This is a genomic window from Amycolatopsis sp. NPDC026612 (genome assembly GCF_040638285.1).
Classification (GTDB): domain Bacteria; phylum Actinomycetota; class Actinomycetes; order Mycobacteriales; family Pseudonocardiaceae; genus Amycolatopsis.
Window position 1 is genome coordinate 43,504 of sequence record NZ_JBEZYB010000013.1, and the last position, 26,221, is coordinate 69,724.

Here is a 26,221-nt window from a genome sequence, read left to right on the forward strand (position 1 = left end):
ACCGAGAACCCCGGTGCGCAGGCAATCCACAGTGGACTCCCGGCGCTGCGCGGAGTCGGATCTCGTATTCTTGGCGCGATTCTTCCGGTGCTCGGAAAAGGCAAGTGAAATCGACGGTTATAAGCTGTGAAGAGCGGTCCGGTGTGGTGGCAGGAGGCGGGTATTCGAACGTCGACCGGGCCGCCGGGACAACCGGGCGCGGTCGTGGGGAAACGCCGGACCCGACGGACGGCGTGGTCCGGATCGCCGAACGCTCCCGCGTCCACCAGGCGGGATGGCTTGCGCCGTCCGGTGGCGCCCACCGAGTGGACCACGTCACAGAACCGGTCCGGACAGCGGGACCGGGCAATCCGCATCCCTCGCGCGGGGTGGAGAACGTGACGGCGACGTTAAATTCTTGCACCGTCGGCCTGGTCGATCCCGAATTTTCTGAACCTCGGCTATGAAATCGCGGTGGGTTGTTGACGGCACGGAAGGAACCCGCTTAAGTACACCCCGTTACCCATCACCCTTTCGTGCGTAGCGGGAGTTCCCATGCGTCTCTCGAAAGACGACTTCGTGCCGGCCGGGCTGGTCGTCGCCGTCTCGCCGCTGCGATGGCCGTCGGCGCGCGGGGTCGCCGCCGCGGCACGCGGAGGCGGGCTCGGCGTGCTCGACCTGACCGGCGGCTCGTCCGCGGCCGCGGACGAGCTCGCGCTGCTCGGCGAATGGGGCGTCCCGGCGTTCGGCGTCCGGCTCGCGCGCCCCGCGGGCACGGAACTGCCCGAAGCCGTGACCACCGTGCTGCTGACCGAAGACTCCCCGTGCACGGCGCGGGACTTCCCGGGCCGGCGGGTACTGGCCGAGGTCACCTCCCGCGCGGCGGCCGGGCGGGCGGTCGCGGCCGGCGCCGACGGCCTGATCGCGCGCGGGCACGAATGCGGTGGCCCGACCGGGGAACTGAGCACTTTCGTGCTGGTGCAGGCCCTGCTCGCCGACGACACGCTCGGCGTCCCGGTGTGGGCGGCCGGCGGCATCGGGCCGCACACCGCCGCGGCCGCGGTCGCGGGCGGCGCGGCCGGCGTCGTCGTCGACACCCAGCTCGCCCTGCTGCCGGAAGCCGAACTGCCGTCCGCCCTCACCACCGCCGTCACCGGCCTCGACGGCTCGGAAACGACCGTCGTCGACGGCATCCGCGTCCTGTCCCGCCGCGGGGCGGCCGGGAGCACGCCGATCGAGGCCGGGCAGGACGTCTTCCTCGCCACCCGGTTCCGCGACCGCTGGGGCACGGTGACCGCGGCGGTGCGCGGACTCGCCGACGCCGTCGAGGCCGCCCTGAGCGTGCCGGACGTGGTGCTGGGCCCCGGCGGTGCGGGCAGCCGCGCGTTCGGCACGGCACTGCCGGTCGTGCAGGGGCCGATGACCCGGGTCAGCGACCAGCCAGCGTTCGCGGCCGAGGTCGCCGCGGGCGGGGCGCTGCCGTTCATCGCACTGGCCCTGTCCGGCCCGGAGCAGACCCGCGACGTCCTGGAACGGACCCGCGCGGCCGTCGGCGACGCACCCTGGGGCGTCGGTGTCCTCGGGTTCGCCGCCGACGACGTCAAGGCCGCCCAGCTGGCGGTGATCCGCGACCTGCGGCCCACCCACGCGATCATCGCGGGCGGGCGCCCGGCCCAGGCCGCGGCCCTGGAGGACGCCGGCATCGCCACGTTCCTCCACGTGCCTTCGCCGGGGCTGCTGAAGCAGTTCCTCGAGGCGGGCGCGCGCAAGTTCGTCTTCGAAGGCTCGGAGTGCGGTGGCCACGTCGGCCCGCGCACCAGCTTCCCGCTGTGGGAGGCCCAGCTCGGCGTGCTCGCCGACTTCCTCGCCGTCACCCCCGGTGCCGCCGCGGACCTGCAGCTGCTGTTCGCCGGCGGCATCCACGACGAGCGCTCGGCCGCCATGGTGGCCGCGCTCGCCGCACCGGTTGCGGTGCGGGGCGCGGCGATCGGGGTGCTGATGGGCACCGCCTACCTCTTCACGCGCGAGGCCGTCGACGCGGGCGCCGTGCTCCCGCTGTTCCAGCGCCGGCTGCTGGCGGCCGACCACACCGACCTCCTGGAAACCGCGCCGGGCCACGCCACCCGCTGCGTCCGCAGCCCGTTCACCGAGGAGTACGCGGCGATCAAGGCGGAGCTCGCCGAACGCGGGGTGCCGAGCCGGGACGCCTGGGAACACCTGGAGACCCTCAACGTCGGCCGCCTTCGCCTGGCGAGCAAGGGCATCGAACGCGTCGGGGCCGAACTGCGCGACGTCGAGGAGGACCGGCAGCTCGCCGAAGGCATGTTCATGGCGGGCGAGGTCGCCGTGCTGCGCTCGGCCGTCACCACGATCGCCGGCCTGCACCACTCGGTGGGTGCCGGCGCGCACGCGTTCCTGCGCGCGCGGGCCGCCGGATTCGGGGCCGCCGAGGCGGTACCGCCCGCGCCCGAGCCGCTCGACATCGCGATCGTCGGCATGGCCTGCATGTTCCCGCAGGCCCCCGACCTGGCCGCGTTCTGGGCGAACGTCCTGGCCGGGGCCGACGCGGTCACCGAGGTGCCCCCGCAGCGCTGGGACACCTCCCTGTACTACGACCCCGAAGGCCAGGGGGAGCGGACGCCGTCCCGCTGGGGCGGGTTCCTGCCGGAGATCGGCTTCGACCCGCTGCGCTACGGCATCCCGCCGTCCTCGCTGGCCAGCATCGAGCCCGTGCAGCTGCTGGCCCTGGAGGCCGCGCACCGCGCGCTGGCCGACGCGGGCTACGCCGATCGCGCGTTCGACCGCGCCCGGACCTCGGTGGTGTTCGGTGCCGAGGCGGGCAGCGACCTGTCGAACGCGATGACCCTGCGCTCGGTGCTGCCGTCCTACCTGGGCGAACTGCCGTCCGAACTGGACGAACGGCTGCCGCGGATCACCGAGGACTCCTTCCCGGGTGTGCTCGCCAACGTCATCGCCGGCCGGATCGCCAACCGGCTCGACCTGGGTGGCGCCAACTACACCGTCGACGCCGCGTGCGCGTCCTCGCTGACCGCGGTCGACGTCGCCTGCAAGGAACTGACCGCCGGCACCAGCGACCTCGTCCTGTGCGGCGGCGCGGACCTGCACAACGGCATCAACGACTACCTCCTGTTCGCGTCGGCGCACGCGCTCTCGCCGACCGGGCGGTCGGCGACGTTCGACAGCGCGGCCGACGGCATCGCGCTCGGAGAAGGCGTCGCGTGCGTCGCCCTGAAGCGCCTCGCCGACGCCGAACGCGACGGCGACCGGGTGTACGCCGTGATCAAGGGCGTCGGCGCCGCTTCGGACGGCCGGGCGCTCGGCCTGACCGCACCGCGGCCCGAGGGCCAGCACACCGCGCTGACCCGCGCTTACCACAACGCCGGCGTCTCGCCCGCGCAGATCGGGCTCGTCGAGGCGCACGGCACCGGCACCGTCGTCGGCGACCGGACCGAACTCGGCACGCTGACGAAGGTGTTCATCGAAGCCGGCGCCGCGCCGGGCGGGTGCACGATCGGCTCGGTGAAGTCGCAGATCGGGCACACCAAGTGCGCCGCGGGCCTGGCCGGGCTGATCAAGGCCGCAATGGCGCTGCACACCGCCGTCAAACCACCGACGCTGCACCTCACGGACCCGAACCCGGCGTGGGATCCCGAGACCAGCCCGTTCGTGTTCCAGTCGGCGGCCCAGCCGTGGGCGGCGGCGCCGGCCGAGCGGCTCGCCGGGGTCAGCGCGTTCGGCTTCGGCGGCACCAACTTCCACGTGGTCCTCGGCGCGCACGACGGGGTGCCCCCCGCGCAGGCGGCGGACGAGTGGCCCGCGGAACTGTTCACCTTCACGACGGAGGCCGCGGCGCGGGCCCTGCTCGAGCTGGCCACGGGCGTCCCGGCGGGCCGGGAGCCGTGGCGGCTGCGGGACCTCGCCCTGGCCGCGTCCCGGCGGGCCGAAGCGGCGGGCGGCCGGATCCGGCTCGCCGTCGTCGCGTCCACTGTGGACGAACTGACCCGGCTGCTGCGGCAAGCACTCGACGGACAGGACGCCCCGGGCGTGTACCGCACCGCCGACACCGAACCCGGCGACGTCGCGGTGCTGTTCCCCGGCCAGGGCAGCCAGCGGCCGGGCATGTTCGCCGAGCTGTTCGTCACCTTCCCCGAACTGCAGCGGTACCTGCGCCTGGACCCGGCGACGGCCGAGGTCGTCTTCGGCCCGGCGGTGTTCGGGGAGCGGGCGCGGCAAGCGCTGGCCGAGCGCGTCACGGACACCCGTGTCGCCCAGCCCGCCCTCGGCGTCACCGGGCTGGCGGCGGTCCGGCTGCTGACCCGCGCCGGCGTCCGGCCCGCGATGCTCGGCGGCCACAGCTACGGCGAACTGACGGCGCTGGCCGCGGCCGGCGCGCTCACACCGGAAGCCCTGCTGCACGCCAGCCACGCACGGGCCGGAGCGATCGTCGACGCGGTGCCGCAGGACGATCCGGGCGCGATGGCCGCGGTCGCGGCCGGGGCCGCGGAGACCGCGAAGGTCCTCGCCGACGCCGGGCTCGCCGCCGTCGTCCTGGCCAACCACAACTCGCCCAAGCAGACGGTGATCTCCGGGCCCACCGCCGACGTCGAGACCGCCGTCGGGCAGCTGCGCGCGGCCGGGCTCGGCGCGAAACGGATCCCGGTCGCGTGCGCGTTCCACAGCCCCCTCGTGGCTCCCGCGGGGGAGGCGTTCGGCCGTGCGCTCGACGCGATCGGCGTCGTGCGGCCCGCCGTCCCGGTGTACGGCAACCGGACGGCCGGGCCGTACCCGGCGGATCCGGACGCGATCCGCGGTGAACTGGCCGCCCAGCTGGGCGCGCCGGTCCGGTTCGTCGAGCAGGTCGAGGCGATGTACGCGGCCGGGGCCCGGGTGTTCGTCGAGGCCGGGCCCGGGGCCGTGCTGGCGAAGCAGGTCGCCGCCATCCTCGGCGACCGGCCGCACCGGACGGTCGGCTTCGAACAGCCGGGCCGCCGGGGCGTGCCGGGCTTCCTCGGCGCGTTGGCGCAGCTGGCGGTGTCCGGCGTGCCCGTCGAGACCGGCTGGCTGTTCCGCGGCCGCGACGCCGTCGACGCGGCCACCGCGCCGCGGCCGAAGCGTCCCGGCTGGACGGTCGACGGCCACCTGGTCCGCGCCGCGGACGGCACGATCCCGGCCGGCGGCCTCCGCCCGGCCGAACGGATCTCCCTCGGCCGGTCCGTGGCGGCCCCGCAGGCAGCCACGTCGGAGGCGATGGTCGCGGACTTCCTGCGCACCAGCCGCGAGATGATCGCCGCCCAGCGCGACGTGCTCCTCGGCTTCTTCGGCACCGACGCTCCCTTGCCGGCCGCGGCGCCGGTCCCGGTGCCGGTCGTCGAGCGCCCCAATGTGGCCTTGGTTGCGTTGAGCGCACCGAAGGCCGCCTTGGGTGCGTTGAGCGCACCGAAGGCCACATTGGGGCGCTCGGTGCTGGAGACCGTGGTCGAGGTGATCGGCGAGCGGACGGGGTATCCGGTGGAGATGATCGAGGCGGACCTCGATCTGGAAGCCGACCTGAGCATCGACTCGATCAAGCGCGCCGAGATCGCCGGGGAACTGGCCACGCGCCTGAACCTCGACACCGGCGGGGACGTCGAAGAGCTGGCCAAGGCCCGCACCGCCGCGGCGATCGCGGAGCTGATCGACGGCGCCACCTTGGGTGCGCTCAACGCACCGAAGGCCACATTGGGTGCGTTGAACGCACCGAAGGCCACATTGGGTGCGTTGAACGCACCGAAGGCCACATTGGGGCGCTCGGAGCCGGCCGAACCCGCGCCGCTCATCGTCGCGCCGAAACGCCTGGTGATGGCCGAATTCGACCTGGCTCCCGCCGAACTGCCCGACATCGACGGCCGGAAGTTCCTCCTGATCGGGCGCGGCCCCCTCGCCGAGGCCGTCCGGACCCGCCTCGCCGGGCTGGGCGCGACCGCCGAAATCGCCGACGACGTCCGGGCCGGGTTCGACGGGGTCCTGCACCTGCCGGACGCCGGGCCGGTGCTGCCCGCCGCCTTCCCCCGGTACCAGGCCGCCCTGGCCGCGAAGCCCGCCTGGCTGCTGACCGCCGGGCCGGGCGAGGGCCTGCGCGGCTTCCACCGCAGCCTCGCCCGTGAATACCCGGACACGCTCACCCGGGTGGTCGAGCTGTGCCCGGATGAAACTCCCGAAGAACAGGCGGCGGCCTTCGTCGCCGAGCTGTCCACAGTGGACCGCGAGCCGGTCGTCGTCAAGGAAAGCGCTGCCCGCCGGGGCTTCCGGATGACCGAGCAGGACCTCGGCCCGCTCGGCAGCAGCGGCGCGGGCCCGGCGGGCGACGGGGCGGCCGAAGCCGCCGCGATCGGCCTGGACCGCGACTCGGTCGTCCTGCTCGTCGGGGGCGCCAAGGGCATCACCGCCCGGTTCGCCGCGACCCTGGCCGGCGCCGCGCGCTGCCGGATCGAGCTCCTCGGCCGGACGCCGGTGCCCGCGGCGGAAGACGAGTTCCCGCACGCGAAGGAAGCCAAGGACCTCCGCGCCGCGCTCATCGAAGCCGGGCTGAAGAGCCCCGCCGAGATCGAACGGACGGTCCGCCGGATCCGAGGCGAACGCGAAGTCCGGCAGACACTGGCGAAGCTCGAAGCCCTCGGCAGCCCGGTGCGCTACCAGTCGGTCGACATGCTCGACGCCGAAGCCGTGCACCGGGCGGTCAAGGAGATCCACGCCGAGCACGGCCGCCTCGACGGCATCGTCTACGCCGCGGGCGTGATCGAGGACAAGCTCGTCGCCGAGAAGACACCGGAGTCGTTCGGCCGCGTGTACGGCACGAAGGTCGACGGCGCCCGCACCCTCCTGGAGGCGACCGCCGACCTGCCCGACGAGCCGAAGTTCGTGGTCCTGTTCGGCAGCATCGCCGCGACGCTGGGCAACCGGGGCCAGTCGGACTACGCCGCCGCCAACGACGCCCTCGAGACACTGGGCCACCGCTGGCCCGCCGGGCGCGCGGTGACCGTCCACTGGGGACCGTGGGCGCCGACCGGCGACCACGACGGCATGGTGACGCCCGAGCTGATGCGCGACTACGCCCGCCGCGGCATCGCGCTGATCGATCCGGAGGAGGGCACGCTCGGCCTGCTGCGCGAGCTGGCGTGGGGCCGTCCGGACACCGCCGCCGTCGTCCACACCGCCTCGGGCTGGTGACGCGGATGCCTCGGCCCGCCGGTTCCCAGCCCGTGGCCATCGTCGGGATGTCGGTGCTGCTGCCCGGCGCCCCCGACCTGGCGAGCTACTGGCGCAACCTCGTCGGCGGCGTCGACGCGATCACCGAGGTGCCGCCGGAGAAGTGGGACGGCACGCACTACGCGCCGGACGAACCGCGCCGGGCCGACCGGCTCTACTGCCGACGCGGCGGTTTCGTCGACGAACTGGCCGAAGTGGACGTCACCGGGTTCGGGATCATGCCGAACTCGGTGTCCGCCACCGAACCGGACCAGCTGATCGCGCTGCGGGTCGCGGCCCAGGCCGTCGCGGACGCGGGCGGCCCGGAACGGCTGCCCGCCGACCGCGCGAAGGTCGGCGTCGTCCTCGGCCGCGGCGGCTACCTGACCCCCGGGCTGGTCCGCCTCGACCAGCGCGTCCGCACCGCGAGCCAGCTCGTCCGCACCCTCGGCGAGCTGCTGCCGGACCTGGACGCGGACCGGCTCGACGCCGTCCGGCAGGCCTTCACCGACCAGCTCGGTCCCGAGGCGCCCGAGTCCGCGATCGGGCTGGTGCCCAATCTCGCCGCGTCCCGGCTGGCCAACCGCCTCGACCTGCGCGGACCCGCGTACACGGTGGACGCGGCCTGCGCGTCCTCGCTGATCGCCGTCGACCACGCCGTGCGCGAGCTGGCCACCGGCCGCTGCGACGTGGTCCTCGCGGGCGGGGTGCACCACTGCCACGACATCACCTTCTGGAGCGTGTTCAACCAGCTCGGCGCGCTGTCGCCGTCCGAGCGGATCCGGCCGTTCCACCGCGACGCCGACGGCGTCCTGATCGGCGAGGGCACCGGCGTCGTCGTGCTCAAGCGCCTGGCCGACGCCCAGCGCGACGGCGACCGCGTCTACGCCGTGATCACCGGCACCGGCGTCGCCTCCGACGGGCGGACCGCGAGCCTGCTCAACCCCGACTCCGGCGGCCAGGTCCGTGCCGTCCGCCAGGCGTGGGCCGCGGCGGGCCTGGACCCTGCGGTCCCGGACTCCATCGGCCTGCTGGAGGCGCACGGCACCGCGACCCCGGCCGGCGACGCGGCCGAGCTGGCCACCCTGGAAGCGGTGTTCGGCCCCGCGGGCAGTGCGGTCCTCGGCTCGGTCAAGTCGATGATCGGCCACACGATGCCCGCGGCCGGCGTTGCGGGGCTCGTCAAAGCGGCACTGGCGGTGCACCACGGCGTCCTGCTGCCCACCCTGCACTGCGACGACCCCCACCCGGCGCTCGCGAAGACCCGGTTCTCCACGCTGGCTGCCGCCCGGCCGTGGGACGCCCCGGTGCGCCGGGCCGGCGTCAACGCGTTCGGCTTCGGCGGGATCAACGCCCACGTCGTCCTGGAACAGGCACCGGGCCGCGCCAAGCCGGTCGCGGTGCGCGAGCCCGAACGCGTGGTGCGGCTCGCCGCGCCGACCGTCGACGCGCTGCGTGAGCTGTTCGACCGGCGGCCCGGCACCCGGGAAACCGGCGACGGGCCGGTCCGGCTCGGCATCGTCGACCCGACGGAGAAGCGGCTGGCCCTGGCCAGGAAGGTCCTGGCGCGCGGCAGGCCATGGCGCGGCCGCAACGACGTGTGGTTCGCCGACCGCCCCCTGCTCGGGCCGGGCGGCGGCAAGATCGCGTTCGTCTTCCCCGGCCTGGAATCGGAGCTCGCGCTCAACTGCGGTGACGTCGCCCGCCACTTCGGCCTGCCGTGGGAGCACGCGGACGTCGAGGTCGGCGACGTCGGACGGCAGGGCGCCGCGGTGTTCGAGCTGGGCAGGCTCCTGCACGCCGCCCTCGGGCGGATCGGCGTCACGCCGGACGCCGTCGCCGGGCACAGCCTGGGCGAATGGACGGCGATGGCGGTGGCGGGCGTGCACGCCGAAGCCGAGATCGACGCCTTCCTCGCCGGCTTCGACCCGGACGCGCTCGTCGTCCCCGGACTCGCCTTCGCCGCGATCGGCGCGCCCGCGCCCCGGGTGATCGAGGAGCTGGCCGGCCGGGCGGACGTCGTCCTCTCCCACGACAACTCCCCGAACCAGGCCATGATCTGCGGTCCGCAGGCGGCGGTCGGCGCGCTCGTGCAGCGGTTCCGGGACGCGGGGATCGTGGCGCAGGTGCTGCCCTTCCGGTCCGGCTTCCACACCCCGATGCTGCGGCCGTACCTGGACCCGATCCGCGAAGCGGCCGGACGCTTCACCCTGCACCCGCCGAAGCTGCCGCTCTGGTCGGCGACCACGGTGTCGGAGTACCCCGCGGACGAAGCCGGGGTCCGCGAGCTGTTCGTGCGCCACCTCCTGGAGCCGGTCCGGTTCCGCCCGCTCGTGCGGGCACTGCACGCCGCCGGGTTCCGCGCGTTCGTCCAGGTGGGTGCCGGGCAGCTCGGCTCCCTGGTCGGCGACACGCTGCACGGCGAGGACCACCTCGTCGTGGCGGCGCACTCGGCGCAGCGCCCCGGGCTCGCGCAGCTGCGCCGGGTCGCGACCGCACTGTGGGCCGACGGGCTCGACATCGGCTTCACCAGCCTGCCCGGCGAGCGCCCGGCCGCGCCCAAGGCGGTCAAGCTCGACCTCGGCGGCCGCCTGATCTCCCTGGACGAGCAGGTCCGTGCGCGGATCGCGCTGCCGGCGGCCGGGACGTCCAGTGTGGACCAGCTGGCCGGGAAGGGCCCGCTGGCCGCCGAGTTCGCCGCCCTGCTGGCCGACACGGCCGAGCTGGCGTCTACCGTGCTCGCCGGCCGCCCCGATGCGTCGCTTTCACGTGAAAGCGACGCCCCAGGTCGTAGCTTTCACGTGAAAGCTACGCCACCGATCGAACTGGACACCACCCTCACCGTCTCGATCGAGGCGATGCCGTACCTGCTCGACCACTGCTTCTTCAAGCAGCCGCCGCAGGCCGACCCGGGCGACCGCTGGCCGGTCGTGCCGGCCACCACGGTGATCGACCACCTGATGCGGTTCGCCGAGCAGGCGGCGCCCGGCCGCCGCGCGGTCGCCGTGCACGACGTCCGGCTCAGCCAGTGGATCACGGCGGTCCCGTCGGTCACCGTGCCGGTGCGCGTCCGGCCGCAGGGCGCCGACCGGGTGCTGGCCGCTTTCGACGGGTACTCGCAGGCGGTCGTCGAACTCGCCCCGGCGTACTCCGCGGCCGCCCCGGCGCCGTGGCGGTTCCCGGCGTCCGCGGAACAGGTGCCGGAGACGAAGGCCGCCGAGCTGTACGACGACCGCTGGATGTTCCACGGCCCGCGCTTCCAGGGCGTCACCGAGCTGACCGCGGTCGGCGAACGGCACGTCCGGGCCGTGCTGACGACGCCGGCCGCGCCGGGCGCGCTGCTCGACAACGTCGGCCAGGTGCTCGGCTACTGGATCATGTCCCGGCTGCCCGAGCGCACCACCGTCTTCCCGGTCGCCATGCGCGAAATCCGGTTCCACGGCCCGCACCCGGCCGCGGGCGAGCGCCTGGAGTGCCTGATCCGGATCACCGGGTTGACGGAGGAGTTCCTCGACGCCGACATGCAGCTCGTCCACAACGGACAGGTGTGGGCCGAGTTCGGCGGCTGGCGCGACCGCCGGTTCGACAGCACCGCGCACATCCGGCAGGCCGACCGCACCCCCGAGCGTTCGACGCTGTCGAAGGACCAGCCGGGTGGCTGGGCGCTGGTGCACGAGCAGTGGCCGGACCTGGCCACCCGCGAGCTGATCATGCGCAACTACCTCGCCGGCCCCGAACGCGACGCCTACGATCGCCGTCCGCCGCGCGGGCGGCGCCAGTGGCTGCTCGGCCGGATCGCGGCGAAGGACGCGGTCCGCCAGTTCCTCTGGGCCCGCGGCGAACCCGAGATGTTCCCCGCCGAGCTGCGCATCGGCAACGACGAGGCCGGCCGTCCGGTGGTGACCGGCGCCTACGGCCGGCAGCTGCCGGCCTTGACGATTTCGGTGGCGCACCGGGCCGAGGCGGGGGTGGCGATCGCCCGGTTCGGGCCGTGCGGCATCGACGTCGAAGAGGTCGTGCCGCGCTCGGAGTCCACTGTGGACGCCGCCTTCGGGGCGGCGGAGCGGGCCCTGTACGCGAGCCTGCCCGGCGATCCGGACCGCTGGTTCGCCCGGTTCTGGACCGCGAAGGAGGCCGTCGCGAAGCTGCGCGGGACCGGCCTGCGTGGCGAACCCCGGGACTTCGCGGTCGTCGCGGCAGCGCCGGACGAGCTCACGGTCCGGGTGGCCGGGCGCGACCACCGCGTGTGCTGCGCCGAAACCGAAAACCCGCCCGGCGCACCGCCGCGCCGCTACGTCGTCGCCTGGACCGAAGAGACGAAGGAGACCGCGGAATGAGCATCGAAACCACAGCGGCGGACGAGGTGACCGTGCTCGCCCAGCTCGGCGGAATGCTGCGGGAGCTGCTCGAGGAGTACGGCCTCGACGAGGAAGACGCTGCCGAGATCACCATGGACACCACCTTCCACGACGACCTCGAACTCGAAAGCGTCGACCTGGTGGCGCTGTCCGGGCAGCTGCGCGAGCACTACGGCGACCGCGTCAACTTCGCGACCTTCATCGCCGAGCGCGACCTCGACGAGATCATCGCGCTGACCGTCGGCGAGCTCGTCCGGTACATCGTCGCGTCCCTGCGGGCGACGGCGTGAGCCGGATCCGCGCGGGCGAGCTGGACGTGCACGTCCAGCGGCTCACCCCGGACGCGCCGCTCGACGGGGACGCGCCGATCGTGGTGTGCGTCCACGGCCTGCTCACCGACAGCCTGGCCAGCTACTACTTCACGCTCGGCCCGGCCTTCGCCGCCCGCGGGCTCGAGGTGCTGATGTACGACCTGCGCGGGCACGGCCGCACGACGCGGCCGGAGTCCGGGTACCGCCTGGAGCAGTTCGTCGACGACCTCGTCGCCGTCCTGGACGCCTGTGGTGTCACGCGGCCGGTGCACGTGGTGGGCAACTCGTTCGGCAGCTCGGTGGCCTTCGGGCTCGCCGCCGCCCGGCCGGACCGGGTGGCGAGCGTGGTCGTGATCGAAGGCGAACCGCCGACCGAGGAGTGGACGCGGCACATGGCCGACGGGCTCGCCGACGCGAAGACCCGGCTGGCCATCGACGAAGTGATCGGCTGGATCGCCGACAACCACGGCGCGCACACCGCCCGGCTGTCGAAGGCGGCGAACCGGATCCTGCAGACCACCACGATCGCCGAGGACATCCCGCGGAGCGCGACGATCGCGGCCGACCTCTCGGCGGTGCACTGCCCGGTGTTCGCCATTTTCGGCGGCGACTCGGGACTCGCCGCGCAGGTGCCGCACTTCGAGACGCACCTGGCGCGCTGCCGCACGGTCGTGCTGCCCGACCAGGGCCACTCGGTGCTGGTCGAGCGGACCGCCGAAACGATCGAGCTGATCTTCGAGTGGGTCCGCGACACCTCGCGCAGCGCGGCGCGGGTGCGGTAGTGGGCCGGTTCCTGTTCGTCGTCCCGCCCCTGGTCGGGCACGTCAACCCGGCCGTGGGTGTCGCGGCCGAGCTCGCCGCGCGCGGGCACGAGGTCGCCTGGGCCGGGCACGACGAGCTGCTGTGGCAGCTGGCCGGCCCGGAGGCGCTGGTGTTCTCGTGCGCGCTCCCCGCCGGCGCGGCCGACCGGCCGCCGGAGCTCAAGGGACCCGCCGCGCTGCGGTTCCTCTGGCAGGACTTCCTCGTCCCGCTCGCCGACGCGATGGCGCCCGGGGTGGCCGCGGCGATCGACGCGTTCCGGCCGCACGCGCTCGTCGCCGACCAGCAGGCCCTCGCCGGTGGTCTGCTCGCCGAGGCGCGCGGCCTGCCGTGGGTCACCTCGGCGACGACGTCGGCCGAGCTGGCCGACCCACTGGCCGGGATGCCGAAGGTCGCGGAGTGGGTGGGCGAGCTGCTGGCCGGCCTGCGCGGGCGGATCGCCGGCGGCCGCGGCTCGGCGGACCCCCGGTTCTCCCCGCACGGCGTGCTCGCCTTCACCACCGCCGAGCTGCTCGGCGCGGTCGAGCTGCCGCCGCGGACCCGGCTCGTCGGGCCCGCGCTCGGCGCCCGTCCGTCCACAGCGGACTTCCCGTGGGCGTGGCTCGACCCGATCCGCCCGACCGTGCTGGTTTCCCTCGGCACGGCGAACACCGGCGCGGGCACGGCGTTCCTGACCGCGGCGGCGGAGGCGTTCACCGGACTGGCCGCGCGGGCGGTGATCGTGGACCCGGGCGGCGTGCTCGGCGAGGTCCCGCCGAACGTCCTGGTGCGCCCGCGGGTTCCGCAGCTGCCGTTGCTGCCGAAGGTGGACGCGGTGCTGTGCCACGCGGGCCACAACACCGTCTGCGAGGCGCTGTGGCACGGCCTGCCGCTCGTGGTGGCGCCGATCCGCGACGACCAGCCGATCGTCGCGAGCCAGGTGGTCGCGGCGGGCGCCGGGATCCGGCTGCGCTTCGGCCGCGCGGACGCACCCCGCATCGCGGCGGCGGTCACGGAGGTGCTCACGGAGCCGTCGTACCGGCGGGCGGCGGAAACGGTCGCGGCTTCCTTCCACGCGGCGGGCGGAAGTGCCGCGGCGGCCGGGCACCTGGAGCAGCTCGCCCTGGAAAGCCTGGCGCAGCTGCGCCCCTGAAAGTCGAAATTTACTTCGAAAAATCACCGCGTTACGGTGCCTGACATGACTGTTTCCGTCTGTACCATCGAAGATGTGCCGGAACTGGTGTCGTCGGCTGCCGGGTTGTTCGCCGAAGACGCCGGTCGCCACGACCCGTTCACGGACACCGGCTGGCCCGCCCGCGACGGCGAGGCTTACTACGCCGGGCTCGTGGAAGATCCGCAGTGCCTGTGCCTGCTGGCCGGCGGGGGAGCGGGACACCTGGTGGGACGGCTGCGCGCACCGAACCCACTGCGGCCGGACGCCGTGACGGCCGTGCTCGAGAGCATGCGGGTGGCACCCGGACGGCGGCGTGCGGGAGTGGGCGGCTCGCTCGTGGCCGCTTTCCTCGAGTGGGCGCGGGAACGCGGCGCGAACGAGGTGACCGTGCAGGCGTACGCGCAGAACGAGGGGGCACTCGCCTTCTACGCGGCACACGGCTTCCGCCCGTTCCTGGTGACCTTGACGCGCCCCTGACCTCGTCGGCTACCACGTGCCGCCCAGGGACCACCGGAACGGGTGGCTATCCACAGTGGACCCCGCGCACCAGCTTGGAGGCCGAGCGAGGAGAGTGGGAGATGACGGCCACCGCGGAGGTCAGCCCCGGCGCCGTGGCGCCGCCCGCCCTGGGCCGCGGCCGGGTCAACGCCGTGTTCGGCGCCGTGCTGCTCGGGATGCTGCTGGCGGCGCTGGACCAGACCATCGTCGGGACCGCGCTGCCCACCGTCGTCGGCGACCTCGGCGGCGCCGGGCACCGGCCTGACCGCGAGCCCGAGGCGCGGCTCCGGGCCGCAGCCTCGAGGGTCAGCGGCGCCAGAAGTCGTGCGGGGTCCGGCCCGGCCGGAAGCCGCACGACTCGACCAGGCCCGCGGCTTCCCGGAAGCCGCGGCCCACCAGGCCCGGCTCGTGGGCGTCACTGCCGAACGCGACCGCCTCGCCGCCCACCCGGAACCACCAGCGGACCACCTCGCCCGGCAGCGGCACCTTCGTGTTCACCTCCAGCGCGCGGCCGCTCGCCTGCAACGCCCGCAGGACCGCGCGGAACTCCTCCTCGAAGTCCGCCGCCACGAACGGTGGACCCTCGCCCGGCCACGAGCGCAGGGCGTAGTCGATGTGGGCGAGCACCGCGAAGTCCGCCGTCGACTCGACGAGCCCCAGCACTTCCCGCAGGTACGCCCGTAGCAGCTCCTCCGGAGGCCGGTCCGCCACCGTCGTCACCTCGTGGTGGTGCTCGCCGTCCGGCAGCGAATGCACCGAGCCCAGCACCCGGTCGAAGTCGTGGGCCGCCAGCAGCGCGTCGGCGCGCGGGCGGTGCCAGTGCGGCTCGCTCAGCTCCACGCCGGACAGGATCCGCAGCGCCGGAAACCGGGAGCGGCACTCCTCGACGCACGCCAGATACCCCGCGACGTCCAGCTCGGGCGGCTCGAGAACGCCGTCGTCGCGCAGCCGCACCCGGAAGTGGTCCGGCAGCAGCGGCCGGATCGGCTCCGGCAGCAGCCACGGCGTCAGGTCCGCGTGCTCGGTGAACGCCACCGACGGCAGCCCCAGTTCGATCGCCCGCTCGCACGAGCCGATCATCGACCCGGTGACGGTGTCCCAGGACCATTCGGTGTGGACGTGACCGTCCGGCGGCAGGTGCACCAACCCACTGTAACCGTGGTTTTCGGCTACCCTCCGCCTTCCTCCCCGCCGCCACCCTCGACGGAGACGCTGCGCGCCGCTGTACCGTCTGGTGCATGGCACAGAAGTCGGCGGCGGTGGAGCTGGAGGTCGGCCCGCACACCGTGCGGATCTCCAACCCGGACCGGGTCTATTTCCCGGCCCGCGGCGAGACGAAGCTCGATCTGGTCAACTACTACCTCTCGGTGGGCGACGGCATCGTCAACGCGCTGCGCGAGCGGCCCTGCATGCTGCACCGCTTCCCGTCCGGCGTGGCGGGGGAGAAGGTGCACCAGAAGCGGGTGCCGAACGGCGCCCCGCCGTGGCTGGAGACGGTCCGGGTCCACTTCCCGCGCTACGGGCGGCACGCCGACGAACTGTGCGTCACCGAGCTGGCGCACGTCGCCTGGGCCGTGCAGATGTCCACAGTGGAGTTCCACCCGTGGAACTCGCGGCGCGCCGACACCGAGAAGCCCGACGAGTGGCGCATCGACCTCGACCCGATGCCCGACTGCGGCTTCGACCGCGTCCGCCGGGTCGCGCACGTCGCCCACGAGATCCTCGACGAACTCGGCGCGGTCGGCTGGCCGAAGACCTCCGGCGGCCGCGGCCTGCACGTCTACGTCCGGATCGAACCCCGCTGGGGCTTCGCCGAGGTCCGCCGGGCGGCGCTGGCCTTCGCCCACGAGGTCGAACGGCGTGCCCCGGACGACGTCACCACGACCTGGTGGCGCAAGGACCGCGACCCGCGCCTGCTCTTCGTCGACTACAACCAGAACGCCCGCGACCACACGATCGCCGGCGCCTACTCGGTCCGCGGCAACCCCGAAGGCACGGTGTCGGCGCCGATCCGCTGGGCGGAGATCGACGACGCCGAGCCGGGGGACTTCACCATCGCGACCGTCCCGGCCCGCTACGCCGAGCTCGGTGACCTCCACGCCGGTATCGACGACGCCGTCTTCTCGCTCGACCCGCTGCTGGAGTGGGCCGACCGCGACGGCCTCGAGGAACCACCCGACCCCGGCTGACGTCGTTCCGACGAGCCGGGCAGCCGTGGCGGCGTACCCGGGGCCCGGCTGCGAAACCGGCGCGGACATGACGATTCAAGGAGCCGATGTGGCCTCGGATGCGCTCGAAGGACCGGTCTCGGAGCCGAGCGGACGGGGGCAGGTGATCCTCGGCCTGCTGGACAAGGCCATCGGTGTGCAGACACCGTTGGTCCGCAAGAACATCGCCCGTGCGCGCCAGCGCAACCCGGAGGCGACACCGGCGGAGGTCGTCCGCACCCTGGAGCGGATGTACGTCAGCGCCCTGGCGAGCACGGGGACCGCGGTCGGAGCCACCGCGCACGGGATCATCGTGCTCGGCCGGGTGGTCCCGTTCGGCATCGGCGCGGTGATCGGCGGCAGTGCCAACGCCACCATGGCCGCCCTGGCGGTCCGGGCCGCCCGACGTGCGTTCGGCCCGGCACCGCAGGCGTGGCCCGACCTCCAAGTCAGTCCAGGCGCTCGATGATCGTCGCGTTGGCGAGGCCACCCGCCTCGCACATCGTCTGCAGGCCGTAGCGGCCGCCGGTCTGCTCCAGTACCGAAAGGAGCGTCGTCATCAGCCGGGCGCCGCTGCCGCCGAGGGGGTGCCCGAGCGCGATCGCGCCGCCGTTGACGTTGACCTTCGCCAGGTCGGCGCCGATCTCGGCCTGCCAGGCGAGCACGACGCTCGCGAACGCCTCGTTGACTTCGAACGCGTCGATGTCGGCCACGTCCAGCCCGGCGCGGGCCAGGACCTTGCGGGTGGCCGGGATGACGCCGGTCAGCATGAGCAGCGGGTCGTCGCCGGCGACGGCGAAGCTGTGGATGCGGGCGCGGGGCCGCAGCCCGAGCGCCTTCGCCGTCTCGGAGCTGGTGAGCAGCAGGCCGGCGGCGCCGTCGTTGATCGGCGAGGAGTTCCCGGCGGTGACGTGCCAGCCGAGGTCCGGGAACCGCTGCTCCCAGACGTCGGCGCGGAACGCGGGCTTCAGGCCGGCGAGGATGTCCGCGGTGGTGCCGGGCCGGACGGTTTCGTCGGTCGTGACGTCGACGAGCACGCCGTCGGCGCCGGGCGCCTTGAGCGGTGCCACCTCGCCGGCGAACTTCCCGGCGGCCCACGCCTTCGCGGCGCGCTGGTGGCTTTCCGCGGAGAATTCGTCCAGCCGGGCACGGCTGAAGCCCCACTTGGCCGCGATCAGCTCCGCGCTGATGCCCTGCGGCACCAGCCCGTCGGGGTAGCGGGCGGCGATCTGCGGGCCGAACGGGTCACGCCCGGCCACCTGGCTGCCCATCGGCACCCGGCTCATGGACTCGACGCCGGAGGCGATGACGACGTCGTACGCGCCGGCGATGACGCCCTGCGCGGCGAAGTGGACGGCTTGCTGGCTGCTGCCGCACTGCCGGTCGACGGTCACCGCCGGCACCGACTCCGGCAGCCCGGCGGCCAGCGCCGCCCAGCGTGCGGTGTTCATGCTCTGCTCGCCGATCTGGCCGACCGCGCCGCTGATCACGTCATCGATCCGGGCGGGGTCGACGCCGGTGCGCTCGACGAGCGAGCGCAGGGCGTGGGCGTGCAGGTCGACCGGGTGCACCCCGGCGAGTGTGCCGGTCGGCTTGCCCTTGCCGATCGGGGTCCGTACCGCATCGACGATCACCGCGTCCGTCATGACGTCTGCCTCCTCGCAGATCGGGATGTCTTCGGTATACGCCCGGTCAGTTTGATTTCACAACTTACTTGTCTGCCAGGTCACATGGTCTTGACGTGCTAGGTTGGATTTTCAACCCCGTGGAGGTGGCATGGTCCGGCGTGGTCGCGAGTGCTCGGTCGCCGACGCTCTGGAGGTCGTCGGCGAGCGGTGGAGCCTGCTGGCGCTGCGGGAAATCATGCTGGGGGAGCGGCGCTTCAACCAGATCGCCGAGAACACCGGCGCCAGCCGCGACATCCTGGCCGCCCGGCTGCGCAAGCTCGTCGACGCGGGCGTCCTCGAGAAGGTCCAGTACGAAGCACACCCGCCGCGCCACGAATACCGCCCGACCGAAGCCGGCCGCGCGCTGCAGCCGATCCTGCTCGGCTTGATGGCCTGGGGTGACAAGTACGTCCACCAGGGCGAGCCGCCGAGCCTCTGGCGCCACGCCTGTGGCGAGGTGCTGGAGCCGGCGACGGTCTGCGCGCACTGCGGCGAGCCGGTCGACGCGCCCGGCACCCGCGTGATCCGCCTCGGCGCCGTGCACTGATCCCGGTCCGTTCGCCGTCGACCGCGGCGGAGCCGCCGTGCCAGGATGGCGCCGGAGGTGGTCGACGTGCGGATCCTGGTCACGGGCGGAACCGGACAGCTGGGCCGCGCGGTGGTCGCCCGGCTGCGGGCGGCGGGCGAGGAGGTCCGCGTGCTGAGCCGCCGGGCCGCGCCCGAAGTCGTCCGCGGCGATCTGCGGACCGGGCGCGGGGTCGACAGCGCCGTCGCCGGGGCGGACGTGGTCGTCCACTGCGCCACCGACTACCTCGGACGCGAGACGGCGCTGGCCCGCACCCTGGTCGAGGCCGCGCGGTGGGCCGGCGGCCCGCACCTGGTTTACGTCTCGATCGTCGGCGTCGACCGGGTCCCGCTCGGCTACTACCGGGCCAAGCACGAGACCGAGCAGCTCGTCGCCGCCTCGGGCCTGCCGTACACGATCCAGCGCGCCACCCAGTTCCACGGCCTGGTCCGTGGCTTGCTTGCGAGCGTGTCCCGGCTGCCGGTGGTGCCGGTGCCGCGGATCTCGTTCCAGCCGGTGGACGTCCGCGACGTGGCGGGACGCCTGGCGGACCTCGCACTGGCCGACCCGGCCGGCCGCGCCCCGGACTTCGGCGGACCGGAGATCCGGCCGGCGGTGGAGCTGGCCGAGGCGATCGGCGAGGTGAGCGGCCGCCCCCGGCGGATCGTGCCGGTGAAGGTGCCGGGGGAGACGTTCCGGGGCTACGCCGCCGGCGGCCACCTCGCACCCGAGCACCGCGAAGGCGAGATCACGTTCCGGCAGTACCTGGCCGAACAAGCCGCGGCCGACGATCGCCGGTGATCGGCTCGGTCACGTTCCGGCAAAGTTGAGATACCTTCTCCGGAAATGATGTAGTGTTCAACTACCTTTTCCGGACCGGAGGTAACCGTGAACGTCGTCCTGTGGGCCGCGGCGGGCCTGCTCGCTGTGCTGTACCTGTTCGCCGGGGGCATGAAGCTCGCGACCCCGCGCGAGAAGCTCCTGGAAAACCCCAACATGGGCTGGACGGCGGACTTCTCCGCGGCGGCGGTGAAAGGCATCGGCGCGGTCGAGATCCTGGGCGCGCTCGGGCTGATCCTGCCGCGGGCGCTGGACATCGCCCCGGTGCTGACGCCGCTGGCGGCCACCGGCCTGGCGGTCGTCCAGATCGGGGCGATCGTCGTGCACGCGCGGCGCAAGGAGACGAAGGCGCTGCCGATGAACGTCGTGCTGCTCCTGCTGGCGGCGTTCGTGGCGGTGGGCCGGTTCGCGGGCTGACACCGGTCCGCTGACCGCCGTCACGTGGGGGGCACCTCCGCCCGGTGGGCCGGGAACACCGCGGCCCACAACGCCTTCCACGGCTTCGAAGGCGGCCGTTCCCGCGCCGCCCGCAACGCCGGCGGCGGGGGAGACCCGGCCCGGTAGTCCATCTCCACCCGCACCCAGTCGTGGATCCAGTCGCCTCGCACGGTTGCTCCCTCACTTCGCCGGTCGATGAAGCCGACGATCGTCCTGAGGTCACCCCGCCCGCATCGGGTGAACGCGCACTCCCTGCCCGGCGGACCCCTTACCCGCCGGGTGCCTGCTCGGCCAGTGACGGCCGGCCACCCGAACTCGCCACGGAGCGGCTGGGCTACGTGCCGGATCCGGTGTCGGCGCGCACCGGCTCGCTGAAGGCGGCGTCCTCCTGGCCAAGCAGATCCCGGTGGACGCCGTCGGCTTGCTGCTCGCCGCGGGCTCCCCGACCGGACGCAGCCCGGCGGCCGCGTTCCCCGCGTGGACGCGGATTACGCGGCCGCATCGGCCGAGGTGATCAGCCGCCCGGCGCGTCGGCTACCTGCGTGACCGCACTGATCGTCGAGGGAGTCGCCGCCTGTGCGGTGTCCCCCGGCCGACCTCGGGATCAGCGGGTTCGAGGTGCCGTGGCGGGCGCGCCGGTCGCCTGAACCCGGCCCGGCCGGTCAGGACAGGGTGCCGTTGTAGTCGGGAAGCTTGAAGGTGCGCTCGGCGTGGCCGCCGTTGAGGTCGGTCAGGTTGTTGCCGATGTTCGCGACGATCGTGTACCCGGCCTGTTCGATGGCGACCCGGGCCTTGGTCTTGTTGGTCTGCACCGGGTCGAAGTTGAACAGGGGACGCAGGTAGAGCCCGTCGATCGGATAGCCGACCGCCTTCAGGTTGCCTTCGGTGGGCCAGCGGATCAGTTCGGTGCGGTCGCTGACGAAGAAGACCGCGGCACCCTTGGCTTTGGCGAGTGTCGCGAGCGCCAGGACCGGCTTGACCGCCGGGGTGGTGATCCCGCCCGAGTAGTAGCTCTCCAGGGTGGTGTTGTCGATGTCCAGCACGATCGCGGTCCGTCCGCCCGGGTCGGCCAGCCGCTGGTCGAGGTAGTCCGTGGCCGCGGCGGCGACCGCGGTCACGTCGGCGATCCAGGTGGCGTAGGGCGGTGCAGCGGCCGGCACCGCGGCTTGCGGAGCCGGTGCGGCGACGGCGCGGGCCTCGGCGGTGCCGGCGCTTCCGAGCAGCAGCAGAACGGCGGAAGCGGCGCCGGCGGCGGCGAGACGGGCTTTTGACGTTGACATGGCCGACAGTCCACCAGCCGGGCGAGGACGAACGTACCGGCAAGTAGGCGAATCTGTTTCATGTTTTGGTCGCCGGTTGGGGGTACGTGGCGGTGCCCCGGGCCGCCGGGCGGGGCAGGACCGTCCCGGGCGGCAAGCCGTCCACAAGGGATCGACCGGCTTGCGCCGCCCCGGCCGGATCCCGGCCGGCGAGCTTGCGTCAGCCGCTGGGCCGGTTCTTGGTGGTGAGAACGGCCCAGACGGTCTTGCCGCCGGACCATCGGGAGCTGGAGCCCCAGGCGCGGGCGGCGTGGGCGATCATGTGCAGCCCCAGGCCGGGGTCGCGCGGGTGGGTGCGTTCGAGCAGGACGGCGGGGTGGGGGTCGTCGTCGGCGACGGCGATGGTGAGCATGCCGTGGCGCAGCTCGAGCCGGAGGTAGGCCGGTGAGCTGGTGTGGCGGATGGTGTTGTCGACCAGTTCGGCCGCGATCATGGTGCCGTCGTCGTTGAGTTCCGGTACCTGCCACAGGGCGACCAGTTCGCGGACGAACGAGCGGGCGGCGATGGTGGCGTGCTCGGTGCGGCGGATGGTGCGTTCGGTCCGCCGCTGGATCGGTGTGCGCTGGTGGCGTTCGGCGGTGGGCACGTCGGGGTGGACCGGGACGAACAGATCGGTGCCCCGTTCGTGCAGGGCTTCCAGCTGGGCTGGTTGGCGGGTGACGACCGAGAACGGGATGCCGGGCCAATCGGTGATGCGTTTGGCGACGAGCGAGAGCAGTGCCGCGGGGGACATCTCGGTGATGACCAGGCCGTTGACGTCGGCGATCAGGCCGGGCGGGGTGTCCGCGGCGACTTTGAGCAGGCCGTCGCGCAGCACGGCGTAGCCGGGCAGATCGAGCTTTCCGGTGACGGTGACCAGGGTGCTTTCGTGGCGGGAAGTGAGCGTCAGCGCGAGGTCGGTCGGCACGGCCGGATCACGATCCCCGAGCCACCCGAATTCGACCCAGCCACGGTATGCGGACGCGGACGATCGCAGTGCACGGCATCTGGTTCAGGCTAGTCGTCCGGCCACCGGGCGGCCATCCGCTCTTCGGGGCGGGACGATGACGCTGCGTGAGGGCGGGCTGCCCGAGCTTCGAGTGGACAGGCCCTTCCCGTGGATGATCTCTGCGGGGGCTTCGCCGAGGTCAACCGAACCACGGATCCTCTGGCTTCCTTCTTGCATGTATAACGACATATACGGCACGACATTCGCTTTGGCGCGTGCCGTTCGATCCTGCTTGACTCGGCACCGACACCGATCACGATCTCTGGAGGACGCATGCCGATCTCGAAGGCCCACGCGAACTGGAACGGCGACATCCCCACCGGGTCCGGGCAGTTCACCGCGGGTGACGGGAGCATCAGCGGGGGCGTCACCTACAAGTCCCGCTTCGAGGACGGTCCCGGCTCGAACCCCGAGCAGCTCATCGCCGCGGCGCACGCGTCCTGCTTCTCGATGGCGCTGGCGAGCACGCTGGCCGGGGCCGGGTTCCCGGCCGAGTCGATCGAAACGGACGCGGCGGTGACCCTGCGTCCGGTCGACGGCGCGCCGACCATCCTCAAGATCGAGCTGACCACGCAGGGCCGCGTCGCCGGCGTGGATGAGAAGCAGTTCCAGGAGTACGCCGAGCAGGCCAAGGCGAACTGCCCGGTCAGCCGTGCGCTCGCCGGCGTGCCCGAGGTGACGTTGCGGGCGAGTCTCGCGAGCTGACCCGGTGCGTGGGTGGCGCCCGTCAGCGCCACCCACGCCGGTGTGGTTCGCCGTGCTTCAGTGGCTCAGTGCGCGGCGAAGCCCGGCGCGCGAGTCGGTCCGCTGTCGGACGCGGTGTGCCCCGGCAGCCGCAACGCGTGCAGGACCCGCCGTACGTCCATGGGGGCGTGCCCGTTGACGCGGGCCGACACGACGCACCCGGTGACCACCTTGCCGACGAATTTCTCGCGCGGATTAGGACGGCGGGCGGGAACCGCGTTCGGGACCGGAACCTGGACGGCCGCACGGCACGCTCCCTACCGTGCACCACGGGACCGCCGGCCCCGGTTCGGGAGCGTGCCCACCGGGTCACCGGAACGACCACGCTGGAGGTTGTCACGATGCGGGAGTTCGACGGGCGGATCGCGGTGGTCACGGGTGCGGGCTCGGGGATCGGCCGGGCGAGCGCACTGCGGCTCGCCTGCGGTGGGGCGCACGTCGTCGTCAACGACGTCTCGGCGGAGGCCGCGGAAGAGACCTCCGCCGAGCTCGCCGCCGCCGGGGGGACGGCGGAGGTCGCGGTGGGTGACGTTCTGGTGGCGGGCTACCTCGACGAGTTGTTCGACGCGGTCGTCGCCCGGCACGGGCAGCTCGACATCGTGCACAACAACGTGGGTTTCGGGCGCCGAGCCGCCATTGTGGACGTCGCCGACGAAACCTGGGCGCGCGGCATCGACGGGAATCTCGGTGCCACCTTCCGGGGTGTGCGGGCGGCGCTGCGGGTGATGGCTCCGCGCCGCCGGGGTGCGGTGATCAACACCTCGTCGCTCGCCGGGCTGGCGAAGGTGCCGGGTGTGACGCCTTACTACGGCGTGGCGAAGGCCGGCGTCATCCAGCTCACCCGCGAGGCCGCGGTCGAGGCCGGGGAGTTCGGTGTCCGGGTCAATGCCGTCGTGCCGGGGTCCGTCCGCACCCCGTCGCTGGAGGCGTTCTTCGGTTCGGACTTCGACGCCTACGTCGAGCAGCTGCCGCTTCGGCGGATGGTCGAGCCCGGCGACATCGCGAACCTGGTGGCCTTCCTCGCCTCCGACGGCGCCGCCGCCATCACCGGGGTCGCCATCCCGGTCGACTGCGGGCAGAGCGCGGTGCTGTACCAGCCGTCGGTCGGCTGACCCGGAACCCGGTTCGGCCCCGCGACCGGTCGTGCCGCGCGATGCTGGCGCACGAGATCCCGGCGGTGGAGGTGGAAGCGGCCCATGCGAACCGGCCTGTACTTCGACATGCGCAATCCCGTGGCCTGGCGCCGGGACCCGGTGACGCTCTACCGCGAGTTCCTCGACCTCTGCCAGGAAGCCGAGCGGCTGGGCCTCGACTCGGTGTGGGTGACCGAGCACCACGGCTTCGACGACGACTACCTGCCGGCCCCGCTGACGCTGCTGGCCGCGGTCGCCGCGCGGACCACCCGGATCCGGCTCGGCACCGGCGTGGTGGTGGCGCCGCTGCACCGGGCGGCCGAGATCGCCGAGCAGGCCGCGGTCGTCGACCTGCTCAGCGGCGGCCGGCTGGACCTCGGGCTCGGGGCCGGGTACCGCCCGGCCGAATTCGACCTGTACGGCGCTTCCCTGCGCGCCCGGTACGCCGAGAACGACGCGCGGGCCAGGGAAGTGCGTGAGCTGTGGCGGTCGGGCGCGGTGACGCCGAAACCGGCGCAGGCGCGGCTGCCGATCTGGATGGGGTACCTCGGGCCGAAAGGCGCCCGCCGGGCCGGGTTGCTGGGGGAGCACCTGCTGTCGGCGGACGCGCGCAACTGGGAGCCGTACCGGGCGGCGCTCGCCGAGGCCGGGCACGATCCGGCCGGCGGGCGGATGGCCGGTGGCGTGCAGGCGTGGGTGACCGACGATCCCGACCGGGACTGGCCGGTCGTCTCCCGGCACCTGGCCGCCCAGGTCGACTCCTACGCCCGGCACGCCCGTCAGGGCACCGCGCTGCCGCCCGCCCGCCCGGTCGACCCCGAGCGGCTCCGTGCCGGGGAACCCCGTACGTCGCTGAACTACTTCTTCTACGGCACCCCGGAGGACGTGGCGGCCCGGATCCGGGCCTACACCGCGGGTGCGCCGGTCGATGCGGTGTACCTCTGGGCGGGGCTGGCGGGCATGGACCGGGAGCTGGTCGCCCGGCACATCACGACGATCGCGACCCGGCTCGCGCCACTGCTGCGCGCGGCGGGCTGACCCGGAACCCGGTTCCCGTCGCGAGGGTCCCGGCGCGCCCGGGCGGCGGGCTACCGTCGGGACATGGCGGAGCACGGGAGTGCCGGGCAGCCGGGTGGCGGATCCCTGGCCGGCCGCGTCGCGCTGGTCACCGGCGCGGGGCGGGGGCTCGGCCGGGCGCACGCCGTGGCGCTCGCGGCCGCGGGGGCGGCGGTGGTCGTCAACGACCTCTCCGTTTCCCTCGACGGGACCGTCGTCGAGGACCGGGATCTGGCGACGCGGACGACGGCGGAAATCGTCGGGGCGGGCGGGAAAGCGGTCGCCGACCGGTCCGACGTTTCGTGCTTCGACGGAGCCGGCGCGGCGGTGCGGTGTGCGCTCGAGACCTTCGGTGGACTGGACATCGTCGTCAACAACGCGGGCATCTACACCGGCACCGGGGTGGGCGAACTGTCGCAACAGGAACTGGAACGGTGCCTGGCGGTCAACGTGCTCGGCAGCGCCGGGACCGTCCGCGCGGCCTTCGCGCACATGCGCGGTCAGCGCTACGGGCGTGTGGTCAACACGATCTCCGAGGCCGGGCTGCGGACCGGTTGCCACGCCGGTGCGGCGTACGCGACGGCGAAGGCGGCGCTGTGGGGGCTGACGATGGCGCTGTCCGACGAGGCCGCGCCGCACGGCATCACGGTGAACGCGGTGTCCCCGGGCGCGCGCACCCGCATGTCGCAGGACCACCTCGACCGCGCGGGCGGTGCCCTCGCCTTGGCGCCCGAGCACGTGTCGCGGATCGTGCTGGCGCTCGTCGCCGAATCGGCGGGAGACGTCACGGGCCGCGTGGTGCACGCCGCGGGCGGTGCGGTCCGGGAGTACCGGCTGCGCCGGGAGGCCGACACCCCGCTCGTGCGGCGCCTGGCGCCGCGGTGACCACCGCAGGAGGACA

20 protein-coding genes are annotated in these 26,221 nt (G+C 73.6%); 15 read left to right on the plus strand and 5 right to left on the minus strand.

Features of this window, described 5'->3' with window-relative positions; genetic code table 11:
- Window positions 1-534 precede the first annotated feature (534 nt).
- The 6 genes from AB0F15_RS15475 to AB0F15_RS15500 are packed head-to-tail and all read left to right on the plus strand — an operon-like array spanning window position 535 to window position 14,342.
- The gene (locus AB0F15_RS15475; protein ID WP_360270335.1) at window positions 535-7,206 is read left to right on the plus strand and encodes an SDR family NAD(P)-dependent oxidoreductase; all 6,672 of its coding nucleotides are present in this window, start codon (window positions 535-537) and stop codon (window positions 7,204-7,206) included.
- Window positions 7,207-7,211: 5 nt separating this feature from the next.
- Window positions 7,212-11,561 (plus strand): beta-ketoacyl synthase N-terminal-like domain-containing protein, encoded by a 4,350-nt coding sequence (locus AB0F15_RS15480; RefSeq protein ID WP_360270337.1) that lies wholly within the window; start codon window positions 7,212-7,214, stop codon window positions 11,559-11,561.
- Entirely contained in the window at window positions 11,558-11,872 is a 315-nt protein-coding gene (locus tag AB0F15_RS15485) for an acyl carrier protein (RefSeq protein WP_360270338.1), read from the plus strand. The genes AB0F15_RS15480 and AB0F15_RS15485 overlap by 4 nt, the downstream gene beginning before the upstream one ends.
- Window positions 11,869-12,675 carry an alpha/beta fold hydrolase gene (locus AB0F15_RS15490; RefSeq protein ID WP_360270340.1) on the plus strand — a complete coding sequence of 269 codons (807 nt, stop codon included), beginning with the start codon at window positions 11,869-11,871 and terminating at the stop codon, window positions 12,673-12,675. The genes AB0F15_RS15485 and AB0F15_RS15490 overlap by 4 nt, the downstream gene beginning before the upstream one ends.
- A complete protein-coding gene (locus tag AB0F15_RS15495; protein ID WP_360270496.1) occupies window positions 12,675-13,844 on the plus strand; it encodes a nucleotide disphospho-sugar-binding domain-containing protein in 1,170 nt (389 codons plus the stop codon). Before AB0F15_RS15490 ends, AB0F15_RS15495 begins: the two co-directional genes overlap by 1 nt.
- A gap of 45 nt (window positions 13,845-13,889) precedes the next feature.
- The gene (locus AB0F15_RS15500) at window positions 13,890-14,342 is read left to right on the plus strand and encodes a GNAT family N-acetyltransferase (RefSeq protein ID WP_360270342.1); all 453 of its coding nucleotides are present in this window, start codon (window positions 13,890-13,892) and stop codon (window positions 14,340-14,342) included.
- Between the two features lie 327 nt (window positions 14,343-14,669).
- Here AB0F15_RS15500 and AB0F15_RS15505 read toward each other — a convergent pair whose 3' ends face one another.
- A complete protein-coding gene (locus tag AB0F15_RS15505) occupies window positions 14,670-15,506 on the minus strand; it encodes a PHP domain-containing protein (protein WP_360270344.1) in 837 nt (278 codons plus the stop codon).
- 95 nt (window positions 15,507-15,601) lie between these two features.
- Here AB0F15_RS15505 and ligD point away from each other — a divergent pair, with 95 nt between their 5' ends.
- Both ligD and AB0F15_RS15515 read left to right on the plus strand, forming a co-directional pair.
- Entirely contained in the window at window positions 15,602-16,552 is a 951-nt protein-coding gene (ligD, locus tag AB0F15_RS15510) for a non-homologous end-joining DNA ligase (RefSeq protein WP_360270346.1), read from the plus strand.
- A gap of 88 nt (window positions 16,553-16,640) precedes the next feature.
- On the plus strand, window positions 16,641-17,039 hold the full coding sequence (locus tag AB0F15_RS15515; RefSeq protein WP_360270348.1) for a hypothetical protein: 399 nt from the start codon (window positions 16,641-16,643) through the stop codon (window positions 17,037-17,039).
- On the opposite strand, the gene AB0F15_RS15520 is transcribed toward AB0F15_RS15515, so the two are convergent.
- On the minus strand, window positions 17,020-18,216 hold the full coding sequence (locus AB0F15_RS15520; protein ID WP_360270350.1) for a thiolase family protein: 1,197 nt from the start codon (window positions 18,214-18,216) through the stop codon (window positions 17,020-17,022). The genes AB0F15_RS15515 and AB0F15_RS15520 overlap by 20 nt on opposite strands.
- Window positions 18,217-18,346: 130 nt before the next feature.
- Here AB0F15_RS15520 and AB0F15_RS15525 point away from each other — a divergent pair, with 130 nt between their 5' ends.
- The 3 genes from AB0F15_RS15525 (at window position 18,347) to AB0F15_RS15535 (ending at window position 20,059) form a co-directional block, all read left to right on the plus strand.
- The gene (locus AB0F15_RS15525) at window positions 18,347-18,784 is read left to right on the plus strand and encodes a helix-turn-helix domain-containing protein (RefSeq protein ID WP_360270351.1); all 438 of its coding nucleotides are present in this window, start codon (window positions 18,347-18,349) and stop codon (window positions 18,782-18,784) included.
- Window positions 18,785-18,829: 45 nt separating this feature from the next.
- A complete protein-coding gene (locus AB0F15_RS15530) occupies window positions 18,830-19,603 on the plus strand; it encodes an NAD(P)H-binding protein (protein ID WP_360270353.1) in 774 nt (257 codons plus the stop codon).
- Between the two features lie 87 nt (window positions 19,604-19,690).
- Entirely contained in the window at window positions 19,691-20,059 is a 369-nt protein-coding gene (locus AB0F15_RS15535; protein WP_360270355.1) for a DoxX family protein, read from the plus strand.
- A gap of 20 nt (window positions 20,060-20,079) precedes the next feature.
- Here AB0F15_RS15535 and AB0F15_RS15540 read toward each other — a convergent pair whose 3' ends face one another.
- From AB0F15_RS15540 to AB0F15_RS15550, 3 genes are all read right to left on the minus strand, one after another.
- Window positions 20,080-20,250 carry a hypothetical protein gene (locus AB0F15_RS15540; RefSeq protein WP_360270357.1) on the minus strand — a complete coding sequence of 57 codons (171 nt, stop codon included), beginning with the start codon at window positions 20,248-20,250 and terminating at the stop codon, window positions 20,080-20,082.
- Window positions 20,251-20,742: 492 nt separating this feature from the next.
- Window positions 20,743-21,360 carry an HAD family acid phosphatase gene (locus AB0F15_RS15545; protein ID WP_360270359.1) on the minus strand — a complete coding sequence of 206 codons (618 nt, stop codon included), beginning with the start codon at window positions 21,358-21,360 and terminating at the stop codon, window positions 20,743-20,745.
- 199 nt (window positions 21,361-21,559) lie between these two features.
- Window positions 21,560-22,306, minus strand: coding sequence for an ATP-binding protein (locus AB0F15_RS15550; protein ID WP_360270361.1), 747 nt, complete (start codon window positions 22,304-22,306; stop codon window positions 21,560-21,562).
- Window positions 22,307-22,660: 354 nt separating this feature from the next.
- On the opposite strand from AB0F15_RS15550, the gene AB0F15_RS15555 reads away from it, so the two are divergent.
- The 4 genes from AB0F15_RS15555 (at window position 22,661) to AB0F15_RS15570 (ending at window position 26,205) form a co-directional block, all read left to right on the plus strand.
- Window positions 22,661-23,092 carry an OsmC family peroxiredoxin gene (locus AB0F15_RS15555; protein WP_360270363.1) on the plus strand — a complete coding sequence of 144 codons (432 nt, stop codon included), beginning with the start codon at window positions 22,661-22,663 and terminating at the stop codon, window positions 23,090-23,092.
- A gap of 380 nt (window positions 23,093-23,472) precedes the next feature.
- Complete coding sequence (locus AB0F15_RS15560; RefSeq protein WP_360270365.1) at window positions 23,473-24,243, plus strand: SDR family NAD(P)-dependent oxidoreductase; 771 nt, start codon at window positions 23,473-23,475, stop codon at window positions 24,241-24,243.
- Window positions 24,244-24,327: 84 nt separating this feature from the next.
- The gene (locus AB0F15_RS15565; RefSeq protein WP_360270367.1) at window positions 24,328-25,302 is read left to right on the plus strand and encodes an LLM class flavin-dependent oxidoreductase; all 975 of its coding nucleotides are present in this window, start codon (window positions 24,328-24,330) and stop codon (window positions 25,300-25,302) included.
- A 63-nt stretch (window positions 25,303-25,365) separates the two neighbouring features.
- On the plus strand, window positions 25,366-26,205 hold the full coding sequence (locus AB0F15_RS15570) for an SDR family NAD(P)-dependent oxidoreductase (RefSeq protein ID WP_360270369.1): 840 nt from the start codon (window positions 25,366-25,368) through the stop codon (window positions 26,203-26,205).
- Window positions 26,206-26,221: the final 16 nt, after the last annotated feature.